Annotated in this window: 10 protein-coding genes; 7 read left to right on the top strand and 3 right to left on the bottom strand. The window is 58.9% G+C overall.

The features are described 5' to 3' along the window. Positions 1-169 precede the first annotated feature (169 nt). Positions 170-1,042, top strand: a complete 873-nt coding sequence (locus ACI3K0_RS08740) for a polysaccharide deacetylase family protein (protein ID WP_183827290.1) — start codon at positions 170-172, stop codon at positions 1,040-1,042. Positions 1,043-1,066: 24 nt separating this feature from the next. On the opposite strand, the gene ACI3K0_RS08735 is transcribed toward ACI3K0_RS08740, so the two are convergent. Both ACI3K0_RS08735 and ACI3K0_RS08730 read right to left on the bottom strand, forming a co-directional pair. After that, positions 1,067-1,516 carry a DNA polymerase III subunit chi gene (locus tag ACI3K0_RS08735; RefSeq protein ID WP_183827293.1) on the bottom strand — a complete coding sequence of 150 codons (450 nt, stop codon included), beginning with the start codon at positions 1,514-1,516 and terminating at the stop codon, positions 1,067-1,069. Beyond that, entirely contained in the window at positions 1,516-3,000 is a 1,485-nt protein-coding gene (locus tag ACI3K0_RS08730) for a leucyl aminopeptidase (RefSeq protein ID WP_148145389.1), read from the bottom strand. The genes ACI3K0_RS08735 and ACI3K0_RS08730 overlap by 1 nt, the downstream gene beginning before the upstream one ends. A gap of 248 nt (positions 3,001-3,248) precedes the next feature. On the opposite strand from ACI3K0_RS08730, the gene ACI3K0_RS08725 reads away from it, so the two are divergent. From ACI3K0_RS08725 to rsmA, 6 genes are all read left to right on the top strand, one after another. Then, the gene (locus tag ACI3K0_RS08725; RefSeq protein ID WP_148145390.1) at positions 3,249-4,427 is read left to right on the top strand and encodes an LptF/LptG family permease; all 1,179 of its coding nucleotides are present in this window, start codon (positions 3,249-3,251) and stop codon (positions 4,425-4,427) included. Further along, positions 4,424-5,512, top strand: a complete 1,089-nt coding sequence (gene lptG / locus ACI3K0_RS08720; RefSeq protein ID WP_148145391.1) for an LPS export ABC transporter permease LptG — start codon at positions 4,424-4,426, stop codon at positions 5,510-5,512. The genes ACI3K0_RS08725 and lptG overlap by 4 nt, the downstream gene beginning before the upstream one ends. Beyond that, a complete protein-coding gene (locus ACI3K0_RS08715; protein WP_148145392.1) occupies positions 5,512-7,845 on the top strand; it encodes an LPS-assembly protein LptD in 2,334 nt (777 codons plus the stop codon). Before lptG ends, ACI3K0_RS08715 begins: the two co-directional genes overlap by 1 nt. 140 nt (positions 7,846-7,985) lie before the next feature. After that, positions 7,986-8,918 carry a SurA N-terminal domain-containing protein gene (locus ACI3K0_RS08710; protein WP_394353680.1) on the top strand — a complete coding sequence of 311 codons (933 nt, stop codon included), beginning with the start codon at positions 7,986-7,988 and terminating at the stop codon, positions 8,916-8,918. Positions 8,919-8,940: 22 nt separating this feature from the next. Further along, positions 8,941-9,981, top strand: a complete 1,041-nt coding sequence (gene pdxA, locus ACI3K0_RS08705) for a 4-hydroxythreonine-4-phosphate dehydrogenase PdxA (protein WP_183827301.1) — start codon at positions 8,941-8,943, stop codon at positions 9,979-9,981. After that, positions 9,981-10,826 carry a 16S rRNA (adenine(1518)-N(6)/adenine(1519)-N(6))-dimethyltransferase RsmA gene (gene rsmA, locus ACI3K0_RS08700; protein WP_183827304.1) on the top strand — a complete coding sequence of 282 codons (846 nt, stop codon included), beginning with the start codon at positions 9,981-9,983 and terminating at the stop codon, positions 10,824-10,826. The genes pdxA and rsmA overlap by 1 nt, the downstream gene beginning before the upstream one ends. Before the next feature lie 35 nt (positions 10,827-10,861). Here rsmA and zigA read toward each other — a convergent pair whose 3' ends face one another. Then, complete coding sequence (zigA, locus tag ACI3K0_RS08695) at positions 10,862-12,067, bottom strand: zinc metallochaperone GTPase ZigA (RefSeq protein WP_183827307.1); 1,206 nt, start codon at positions 12,065-12,067, stop codon at positions 10,862-10,864. Positions 12,068-12,163 lie beyond the last annotated feature (96 nt).

Here is a 12,163-nt window from a genome sequence, read left to right as displayed (position 1 = left end):
AGAGAACCGGAGGCGCACGCTTCCGGTTTCCACTTTTGCAGCATTCGGATACTACCGCTGAAGAGCTAAGCGCGGACGGGCAAACATTCAGCAATAACGACCCATTAACCATGTTCGACGAAAGATCACGCGAACCGATTCACGCGTCATTTTTCATCGAGAACCTTTTATGCCGGTCCGTGCTGCCTGTGCCGCTGCTGTTGTCATCAGCCTTCTTTCCTCCTGCGCAGGCAAGCCGCCTTCTGAAGGCGGGTCTCTCAGCTCAGCCTTTGCCGCCGGTGAAGCCGCCGGGTCGCTGAAACCCAAGGACGATGCAAAGTCGCCGGTTGCGCTAACGCCCGCTGCCTGGGGTCGGCTTAACAAGATGGGCGGACTTGCCGGACGTGAACTGACGGTCAGCTCGATCTCAGAGATCAAGCTGCGCGACAAGGAAGTCGTACTTACCTTCGACGACGGACCAATGCCGAAAAAGACCGAGCGCATCCTTGCCACGCTTGATCAGTTCGGAGTGAAGGCGTCGTTCATGATGGTCGGCCAGATGGCCAAAGCGCATCCGGACCTTGCCCGGGAAGTCGTGGCCGAGGGTCATACGATCGGCAGCCATACCTATCGCCACCCGGATCTCGCCCATTTGTCATTCGACGAAGCCGTTGCCGAGGTAGAGAGGGGCCGTAAGGCCGTGGAGGCAGCAACCGGTGTCGAGGCCGATTTCTTTCGTTTCCCCTACCTCGCCGATTCGAAGAAGCTGAGGCAATGGATGGGCAGCCACAAGATGGTTGTCATGGATGTCCAAGTCGATTCGAAGGACTATTTCAAGGACACGCCGGCCGCAGTCGCGACACGGACGATGGAGGCGTTGCGCTCGCATCGCAAGGGCATCATCCTGATGCATGACATTCATCCGCGCACCGCCGCGATGCTGCCGGCGCTGCTGACCCAACTCAAGGCCGAGGGCTACAAGGTGGTGCAGTTGAAATACGGCAAGCCCTCTTCGGACATGCTCGTCGCCTCGATCACCAAGCCGCTGTTTGCCACCAACTGAGTGAGGGATTAGGAAGAAGGCCGCTCAGGCCTTCTTCACCCAACGGCCTTCGGGCGATTGCTGCCAGTAGGTCAGCGCATGCCCCTCCCCCTTCAGCCGCTTCCATTCGGCGCGCGCGCCTTCGAGCTGGCTCTGGTCGTAACCGTCGAACATGAAGACGACGCGCTCGTAAGGGTCGAGCGGCGGTGGGGCGGCACCGTCCACCATGAAGCGGACGGTCGCCTGGTTGGCGTTTTCACTCGCTGTAGTCAGAAGCACCGGCTGGGCTTCAGCCATAGGCGCGGCATCGGTGCCATGCGGCAGAAAACTCTCATCGCGAAAGGTCCACAGATGCGCGTCGAGCATGTCTCGGCGCGCCTCGTCATTCGTCTGCACAACCACCTTCCAGCCGCGCTCGACGCTTTTTTCGAGGAGCGCCGGCAGCGCATCCTCGAGCTTCGATTCGGTCAGGTGGTAGAAGAGAACTTCGGTCATCAGCCCTCGTAATTCGCCCGGATGAGTTCGTCCAGCAGGCGCACGCCATAACCAGACGCCCAGGACGTGTTGATTTCGGTCTGCGGCGAATTCATCGCTGTGGCGGCGATGTCGAGATGCGCCCAGGGCGTGTCGCCGACGAAACGCTTGAGGAACTGCGCTGCCGTGATCGAACCGGCGGGACGACCGCCGCTGTTCTTCATGTCGGCAAAACGGCTATCGATGATCTTGTCGTATTCCTTGGCAAGCGGCATGCGCCACAGCTTTTCGGAGGTCGTCTCTCCTGCTGCCGTCAACTGGCCTGCAAGCGTCTCATCGTTGGAGAACAGGCCAGCATGGACATTGCCGAGAGCCACGACGATCGCGCCGGTGAGGGTCGCAAGATTGACCATGAAACGCGGCTTGAAACGTTCCTTGGTGTAGAAAAGCGCGTCAGCCAGAACGAGACGGCCTTCGGCATCGGTATTGATGATCTCGATCGTCTGGCCGGACATGGAGGTGACGATGTCACCCGGACGCTGAGCGTTGCCGTCCGGCATGTTTTCCACAAGGCCGAGAATGCCGACGGCGTTGACCTTTGCCTTGCGGGCGGCAAGCGTATGCATCAGACCGATGACGGCAGCGGCGCCGCCCATATCGCCCTTCATGTCTTCCATGCCGGCGCCCGGCTTGATGGAGATGCCGCCCGTATCGAAGACGACCCCCTTGCCAACAAAGGCAACCGGCTTGTCCTTTGCCTTGCCGCCGTTCCAGTGCATGACCGCCAGACGCGGCGGGCGGACAGAACCCTGTGCCACGCCCAGGAGCGCGCCCATGCCGAGCTTCTTCATCTCGACTTCGGTCAAAACCTCGACCTCCACACCCAGCGCCTTCAGTTCCTTGGCCTTGTCGGCGAATTCAACAGGGCCAAGTACGTTCGGCGGCAGGTTGACAAGATCACGGGCAAGCACAACGCCGCTGGCGATTGCTTCAGTTGCGGCAAATGCCTTCTTTGCAGCGGCATGCCCAGCCATTACGATCTTCACGTCGACCGTTGCCGGCTTATCGTCGTCCTTCTTAGCCGTCTTGTAGCTATCGAACGCGTAGGAACGCAGCAGCATGCCGAGAGCGAAATCGGCGGCCTGGGCTGCACTCACGTCGAGGCCCGGTACATCGAGAAATACGACGGCCTTTTTGGCGTTCTTGAGATTTGCGGCAGCGACACCACCGGCCCGCAGCCAGTCATAAACAGTCAGCGTATCCGGCTTTCCAAGCCCGATAACCGTCAGGCGATCCGCGTCTGAGCCATGCGGTGCGATCACATCGAGTACAGTCATCGCCTTTGCGGAAAATTTGGCGATCCCGGCTGCCCGCGCTCCGACACCCTGCGGATCGACCTCGGATAGACCAGAAGCGGGCAGATCGCCGGAAAGCTTGAGCTGAATGGCCAGAGAAGCAGCCACGGAAGAAGATTTGGCAAAGGAGATATTCAGTTGAACGGACATCGGCACTCCACGTCTTTTTATACGCACATGGCCCGATCTTCACCCTTTCGGCCACGAAGGCAACCCCGGCAAGGCAAGGCTTGGCTGTCTGCGGGCGAATGTCACCCGTTTTGAAATGTCACAACAAAAAATAAAAGTCGGCTAGCCAACATTTTTGTGACGTGGCATCTGTCGCAAAGACCTCATCGATCACATAGATAGGCTCAGCGTCATCATGGGATGGCGGAGCAGCAAAATGTCGGACGGGAATGAAGCTTCTCGAAACTTACATATTGCGCCGGATATTCCAGATGTTCCTGGTGGCACTCATTCCAGTGCTTACGATCATCTGGACCATTCAGGTGCTGGGGCGTATCAATCTGGTCACGGACACGGGCCAGTCGATGGGCTCGTTCATGCTGCTTGCCAGCTATATCCTGCCGACGATCCTGCCGGTCGTGATGCCGTTTGCCTTCGTCATCGGCATCACCCAGACGCTGACAGCGATGAACAACGACTCGGAGCTGCCGGTTATCGACGCGGCAGGCGCCAGCCGCAGCATCATTTATCGGCCGATCATCGGGCTGGCCGTCGTGCTCGGCATCGTTTCCTTTTCGGTTACAAACTTTCTCGAACCGGCATCGCGGCTCGGCGTGCGCCAGATGATCGCAGCAGCCTATGCCGACCTGCTCTCTTCCGTCATCGAGGAAAAGACCTTCCGGAGCATCGAAGAGGGTCTCTACGTGCAGATTTCCGAACGGAATTCGGGCCGTCTGCTCAAGGGCTTGTTCGTCGTCGACTATCGGGACCCGAATTTCGACCTGATCTATTATGCGAAGGAAGGCTCGGTCGATCCGGGCGGCACGTCTCTGACCATGCGCGACGGAGAGGTTCACCGTAAAACCCCGGATGGCCGCATTTCGATTATCCGCTTCGTTTCATATGCTTTCGATCTCTCAGCCATGACCAAGTCGGATGGCGAAGCCTTGCCTATGTCTTCGGGCGACCGTGGCCTCGGCTTCCTGCTTAATCCCAACCCGAATGATCCTGCCTATCAGCGATCACCCAGCAAGTTCTACTCCGAGCTTCATCGCAGGCTTTCCGACTGGCTTTATCCAATTGCCTTTGCCTTGGTCTCGCTGGTCGTCGCCGGCAGTAGCCGTTCGCATCGGCAGGCGCGCGTTCATCCGATGATATATGCGCTGATCGTTGCCTTCGGCCTGCGCTGGCTCGGCTTTTCGGCGACGAACTTAGTGGAGCGCAGCCCGTCTTACATGCCGCTCGTTTATGCGATCCCGCTCGTCACGATCGTGATTTCTTCCTATATGCTGGCAACCAACCGGCAGCTCCACATGCCGCGCACCATCACCCGAAACATCGGGCGCATGAACAGCATGCTGATGCGTCGCCTGAAGATATCGTCCAATTCCGGTGGAGGTGCATCATGATCTTCTCCACGCTTGGTCGATATTTCTTCCAGCGGTATGTCGTGACCACCTTCTGGTTCCTTCTGGGGGTGAGTGCGATCATCATGCTCGCCGATTTCAGCGAGACGACGCGCAAGCTTTCGGGCCTTGCCGAGTACAGTGTTCTCGGCGCCTTGGGCATTACGCTCATGCGCCTGCCGCTCATCCTGCAGCAGACGATACCGACACTCAGCCTCTTCATTGGCATGACCGTGCTGATCGCGCTGAACCGCCGCTACGAACTGGTAGTCACGCGAGCAGCCGGTATTTCCGTCTGGCAGTTCATCTTCCCGTTCATTGTCGGCTCCTTCCTGCTCGGCCTGTTCACGATCCTGGTCATCAATCCAGTCGGTGCTTGGGGTCAACGCGAATCGGTTTCCATGGAAGCCAGCTGGCGGCAGGCGAGCAATCGCGCCAAGGCCAGTAAGTTCGTGCCATGGATTCGCCAAATCAGCGACGATGAGGATGTCATCATCGGCGCCAAGAGCTACAAGGATCAGGGCGCAGAACTCATCGATGTGGTGGTTTTCCACTTCGACAAGGGTGGCGCGGTGATCATGCGGCAGGACGCGCGCACAGCAAAACTCGAAAATGGTTACTGGCTTCTTACCGATGTCCTGGAGAATCGCCCCGGCGAGATTCCATCGCGCAAGGCGACGGAACAGGTTCGTACCAACCTGAAACAGGAATACCTTCAGGAGAGCCTTGAGCAGCCTGAAAACGTTGCATTCCTTGATCTTTCCCGAAAGATCGAAATCAGCCGATCATTCGGCATCTCAACCAAGGCGCTGGAAACCCAATTCCACTCGCTTCTGTCGCTGCCCATCCTGCTTGTGGCCATGACTCTCATTGCTGCAACAGTTTCGTTAAAATTCAGTCGCTTCGCCCAGTCCCGATCCATGATTCTGGGTGGCATAGTTTCCGGCTTCGTGCTTTATGTCGTCAGCGTGCTTGTAAAAGCGTTCGGAAGCAGCGGAGCGATTCCTCCGTCAGTGGCGGTCTGGATACCAGTCATCGTCGCAACGGCATTGGGGGCTACGATCTTGCTTCATCAGGAGGACGGCTAGTGGCGGTCAGTAACCGCAGAAATATAAGACGGCTTGCCGCCGCTCTGCTGACAGGTGTGTCTGCGTTCGTATGTGGCTTCACGACGAATGTCGTGCATGCGCAAGGTCTCGTGCCTGTCCAATCGGACGACGCGAAGATGCTTCTGCGTGCCAACGAGCTCACCTATAATCAGGATGCTCAACGCGTCACCGCCCGCGGCGGTGTGCAGATTTATTACAATCGTTACCGCATGGTCGCCCAGCGGGTCGAATATGACCAGAAGAGCGGACGCGTCATGGCGTCCGGCAATATCGAGCTCATCGAGCCGGGCGGAACGCGCGTCTATGCCGAAGAGTTGGATGTTACCGACGATTTCGGTCAGGGTTTCCTGAATTCCCTGCGTGTCGAGACCACCGATAATACGCGCCTTGCAGCGGAAAGCGCCGAGCGGCAAAGCGGCGACGTGATGGTACTCAACAATACCGTCTATACCGCCTGCCTTCCCTGCGCCCAGACGCCAGGCAAAGCCCCGTTGTGGCAGGTCAAAGCGCAGCGTGTGATTCGCAACGGCCAGACCCACACGATCCGGCTGGAAAACGCCCAGTTTGAGTTGTTCGGCATGTCGCTCGGTCGGCTGCCGTTCCCGATCACCGTTCCCGACGAAACCGTCGAGCGTAAGTCAGGCCTGCTGTTCCCGAGGTTCAGCGCCGACGATAATCTCGGCTTCGGGATAAGCGTCCCATATTACCATGTCTTCTCGCCAAGCATGGATGCCACGCTGACACCGACCTATTACAGCAATCAGGGCCTGCTCGTCGAAGGTGAGATCCGCAACAAGTTCGAAACAGGCGAGCACACCTTCCGTTTCGCCGGTATCAACCAGCAGAATCCCGGTTCGTTTGACCTCGGCACAGCCGACAGGGATGCCGATACCCGAGTGATGGGCGCCTCCAAGGGTGAGTTCCACATCAATCCGCGCTGGACGTTCGGTTGGGACGTCATGGTGCAGAGCGACAACAATTTTTCGCGTACATATAACCTTGAAGGCTTCGACCAGGAAACGTTCACCAATGACGTGTACCTGACCGGTCTTGGCACGCGGAACTATTTCGACCTGCATGGCTATTACTTCGATGAGCAGGACGATGCGAAGACCAGCTTGCTGGAGCGTCAGCAGGCAATAGTTTATCCGGTTCTGGACTATAGCTGGTTCGCACCGGAACCCGTTTTCGGCGGCCAGCTGTCGATCAATGCCAATCTGACGAACCTTTCCCGGCGCGCCGAGGATAGTTACCTTGAAGGGGTCGATAGCTATCGCTTCCCTGGCCTTGAAGGCAGCTACACCCGCTTCACGACCGAAGCTGAATGGAAGCGCACAATCACTACGGATCAGGGACTGCAGCTGACGCCGTTACTGGCATTGCGCGGCGACGGTTTGCGTAGCACCTCATCCAGCGCCGGCGCCTTCTATTCCGGTTCACTGGAAGACGATCCGAGCGGGCGTTACATGGCGACCGCAGGTCTTGAAGCTCGCTATCCGTTCCTGATCACGGCCGGCAGCAGCAGCCATATCATCGAGCCGATAGCGCAGATTTATGCCCGTCCCGACGAGCAGATGGCGGGCGGCCTGCCGAACGAAGATGCACAGAGCTTCGTCTTTGACGCGACAAGTCTGTTCGAACGCGACAAATTTTCCGGTTATGACCGGATCGAAGGCGGCACACGTGCCAATGTCGGCATCCGGTATACGGGCTCGTTCGATAACGGTGTGGGCCTGCGCGGCATTTTCGGCCAGTCCTATCAGCTCGCCGGCGAGAACTCTTTCGCCAGCGCCGATCTCGTCAATGCTGGCGCCAATTCCGGTCTTGAAAACGACGTGTCGGACTTTGTCGCAATGGCGGCGATCGACCTGCCGCAGGGTTTCAGCCTGTCCACGAACACCCGGTTCGACAAGGATACGTTTGATATCCGCCGTACCGATGTCGGCTTCGACTACAAGACGCCTCGCGTGACCGGAAAGCTCGTCTACACCAAGGTCGAGGCTCAGCCTGACTATGGCTCCACCAGCTCGACCAATATCCTTGAAAAGTCGATGAGCTTCCGTATCAACGAGAACTGGTCGATTTCCGGCAAGGCGACGTGGGATCTGGACGACAACGAAGTCACGCGCCGTGGGCTGGGCTTCAGCTATGCGGACGAGTGCACGATCTTCACGATCGCCTATACCGAAAAGACAGACTCGAGCAAGGCGAACGACTGGAGCATCGGCGCACGCCTGAGCTTCAGAACGCTCGGCGACGTGAATATCGGATCGACAAGCGATTACGACAAACAACAGACTTTCCGTTATTGATCGCGCAGAATTGACGGCGCTCTGATGGCGCCGTCATGGTTTTGCCGCAACGATTGCGCATTCGGGCACGCTTATAGTAAAAGGCGACCCGCAAGTCGCATGACAAGTCCGAGCGCAAGAGGAGTGGACTGATGTTTGGAGTGATCGGAACGCGCAGACTGGCGATAGCCATGGCTGCACTGGCGGCTTCGCTCGTCATCGATCCCATCGTGGCCGCGGCCCAGACCAGCGGCGTCGCCGCAGTGGTCAACCGCACGCCGATCACCACTGCCGACGTTGCACGTCGGGTGGCTTTCCTTCGTTTGCAGCGCCAGAAGGCCGACAGCAATACTGCGCGTGAACAGCTGATCGACGAGACACTGAAGCGTCAGGAGATCGCTCGCGTCAAGATGTCCGTCAGCACCGACGATGTCGATGCGTCCTTCGCGCGGTTTGCTGCCAGCAATAAGATGACACCTGACCAGATGGGCAAGATCCTCGATCAGGCTGGCGTGACGTCACAGCATTTCAAGAATTTCATCGCCGTGCAGATGAGCTGGCCGCGGCTGCTCAACGCCCGTTATGGCGGCGGCGGCAGCCGCATGTCCAGCCAGGAGCTGGTCACCCGGATGATGGAGAGCAAGGAAAAGCCGGTCACCACCGAATACTTCCTGAAGCAGATCATCTTCGTCGTTCCGCCGGCAAAGCGCAATGCGATCATCAACAAGCGCAAATCGGAAGCGGAAGCATCCCGGTCGAAATTCCCGGGCTGCGATCAGGCAAAGGATTTTGCGGCGACTATGATGGACGTATCCGTTCGCGACCTCGGCCGCGTCATGACACCCAACCTGCCGGATGACTGGAAACCGCTGATCGAAAAGGCGTCTCCAAATGGGACGACCGCTACCAAGATCACCGAACGTGGCGTCGAGTTCCTTGCGATCTGCAACCAGCGTCAGGTTTCCGACGACGTTGCCGCGGAAGCCGTGTTCCGTGCCGAAGACCTTGGCAAATCCGAGAAGAGCGGCACCAATCCGAACGACAAGAAATATCTCGACGAGTTGCGCTCCAAGGCGCAGATCGATCGTCGCTGACCCAAGGCATTCCGGAGTTATCATGGCGCCCGACCGCCCGCTTGCATTGACCCAGGGCGATCCTGCAGGGATCGGCCCGGACATTACCTTGGCTGCATGGGCGGCGCGGCGGGAAACCGGCCTGCCGCCTTTCCTTTTCATCGGCGATCCTGAGGTTCTGAAGTCTCGCGCTGCTTTGCTCGATCTTGATATTCAGATTCGCGATGCCAGCCCCGAGACGGCGGCATCGATCTTTGATCATGCCATTCCCGTGCTCCCTATTTCATCAGGTGTCGAAGTCGCCGCGGGTGAACCGCATGTGGCAACCGCGCGCGGCACGATTTCATCGATCGAGACAGCGGTCGACCTCTGCTTTTCAGGTCGCGCCTCGGCTGTCGTGACCAATCCGATAGCAAAGTCGATTCTCTATCAATCCGGCTTCAAATTTCCCGGCCACACTGAATTTCTGGCAGACCTTGCTTTGAAAGTGACCAAGCGGTCTTTTCTACCCGTGATGATGCTTGCCGGGCCGAAGCTGCGTGCCATCCCCGTGACGATCCATATCCCGCTCAAGGATGTGCCGACAGCACTGACGGAAGACCTGATCGTCGATACATGCCGCGTCACCAACGAGGACCTGAAGAACCGCTTCGGCATTGCCCGGCCGCGGATCGCGGTCGCCGGCATCAACCCGCATGCGGGCGAAGACGGTGCAATCGGCCTCGAGGATCAGGAGATCATCCATCCCGCTATCGTCAGGCTGCGCGACGAAGGCCTGCATGTGTTCGGGCCGCTGCCGGCGGATACGATGTTCCATGACGAGGCGCGTTCGCGTTATGACGTCGCGGTCTGCATGTATCACGATCAGGCGCTTATCCCGGCGAAGGCGCTGGGCTTCGACACGTCCGTCAATGTCACGCTCGGCCTTCCCTTCATCCGCACATCTCCCGACCACGGCACGGCCTTCGGCATTGCCGGTCAGGGCGTGGCGCGCGAGACGAGCCTCGTTGCAGCACTGAAGCTCGCAGCCGAACTGGCGGTGAATACAGATGCAAAAATTCCCGCATTCGGCGTAACCGTCTGATGGCAACTCTTGACGGACTCCCGCCGCTTCGCGACGTCATCCAGCGCCATGGGCTGGATGCGAAAAAGTCGCTCGGCCAGAATTTTCTCTTCGACCTCAATCTCACCCAGAAGATCGCCCGCTCGGCCGGTTCGCTCGAAGGCGTGACGGTGTTCGAGGTCGGTCCCGGCCCGGGCGGCCTGACGCGTTCCATTCTTGCGCTTGGCGCGAAGAAGGTGATCGCGGTGGAGCGCGATGCGCGGGCGCTGCCGGTGCTTGCCGAAGTCTCGGATTTCTACCCCGGTCGTCTGGAAGTCATCGAAGGCGATGCGCTGAAGACCGATTTCGCGGCTCTTGCGGCAGAAAAGGCCGATGGCGGGCCGGTGAAGATCATCGCCAACCTGCCCTATAATGTCGGCACGCAACTGCTCCTCAACTGGCTGTTGCCGGAAAACGGAAAATGGCCGCCCTTCTGGGAAAGCCTGACGCTGATGTTCCAGAAGGAAGTCGGCCTGCGCATCGTTGCGGACGAGGAAGACGATCACTACGGCCGGCTCGGCGTGATCTGCGGCTGGCGGACGGATGCACATATGGTGTTCGACGTGCCGCCGCAGGCCTTCTCACCACCGCCGAAGGTGACGTCGACCGTTGTGCATCTGACACCGAAGGCCAAGCCCCTGCCCTGCGATGCCAACAAGCTGGAACGCATCACCCACGCCGCCTTCGGCCAGCGCCGCAAAATGCTGCGCCAGAGCCTGAAGCCGGTCGGCGGCGAAACGCTGCTCAACAAGGTCGGTATCGATCCCCAGCGCCGCGCAGAGACGCTTTCCGTCGAGGAATTCGTTGCATTGGCCAACGCGCTTTAAGGCGCGTCGGCCACGGCGATCAACACAGCCTCAGTTCACGAGGCCTTGCGTTCCCAGCTTGCGAAGGGATCGGCAAGGTGCGTCCAGAGTTCCGGAGTGAATGCCGGAGCCTCAATGAGACAGCTATCCAGCTCGGTTCTGATCTTCTGTTCATTCATAGGGTCGGCACCGATAAAGACGACCTCCTGTCGCCGGTCACCCCAGACGGGATCGAGATAGGGTTTCATCATCCGAGCAAACTCAGGCGTCTGCGGCCAGCGTTCCTTCGGAACGGCAGACCACCACAGTCCCGTCCGGCCGGTGCGGACCAGAGCACCGGCCTGGCTGATTTCGCCGACGAAATGCGGACGTGTCGCCAGCCAGAAGAAGCCCTTGGCACGGACGACACCCGGCCATGACCTGTCGATGAAGCGCTGGAACCTCGCCGGGTCGAACGGCCTTCTGGCGCGGTAGACGAAGGAGCGGATGCCGTATTCCTCCGTCTCCGGCACATGGTCCTTGAACCCGTGCAGTTCCTTGAACCAAAGCGGGTGCTGTTCCGCCTTGTCGATATCGAAACGGCCTGTGCCCAGAACATCCCTGAGGTCCACCTTGCCGAAATCCGTCTCGATCAACCTGGCATCGGGATTGAGCGCCACGATGATTTTTCGCGCGGCGTCGCGTTCGTCCGGCGTCGCGGTGCCGATCTTGTTCAGCACCACCACATCGGCGAATTCTATCTGCTCGACCAGAAGATCGACGATCGTGCGATTATCGCCCTCACCTGCCGTTTCGCCACGATCGGCAAGGAAGTCACCGGAACCGTAGTCTTTCAGAAGATTGGCGGCATCGACGACGGTCACCATCGTGTCCAGTTTCGATATGTCCGAAAGGCTCTGGCCGTTTTCATCCCGAAAATCGAAGGTGGCGGCGACCGGCAGCGGTTCGGCGATGCCGGTCGATTCGATCAGCAGGTAATCGAACCGCCCCTGCTCTGCGAGCGCACGCACTTCCTTCAGGAGATCGTCGCGCAGCGTGCAGCAGATGCAGCCATTGGTCATCTCCACCAGTCGTTCCTCGGTGCGCGACAGATTGGCGCCGCCGTCGCGCACGAGGGCTGCGTCGATATTCACCTCGCTCATGTCGTTGACGATCAGCGCGACGCGCATCCCCTGCCGATTGGCGAGAATGTGGTTGAGCATGGTCGTCTTGCCGGAGCCAAGGAAGCCGGAGAGCACGGTGACGGGGAGCCTATTTTTCATCGCAGATGTCCATTGCAGCTTTTGTTACGTTATACTATTACGTCATCATGTGATCGAGACGCTGTCAAGCCATCGGGTTGGAAGCGGCTCATCACG

This window comes from Rhizobium sp. ZW T2_16 (assembly GCF_044987325.1).
Classification (GTDB): Bacteria; Pseudomonadota; Alphaproteobacteria; order Rhizobiales; family Rhizobiaceae; genus Neorhizobium; species Neorhizobium cellulosilyticum.
Note: the sequence above shows the minus strand (reverse complement) of the source record. Positions and strands in the feature narration are given on the sequence as shown.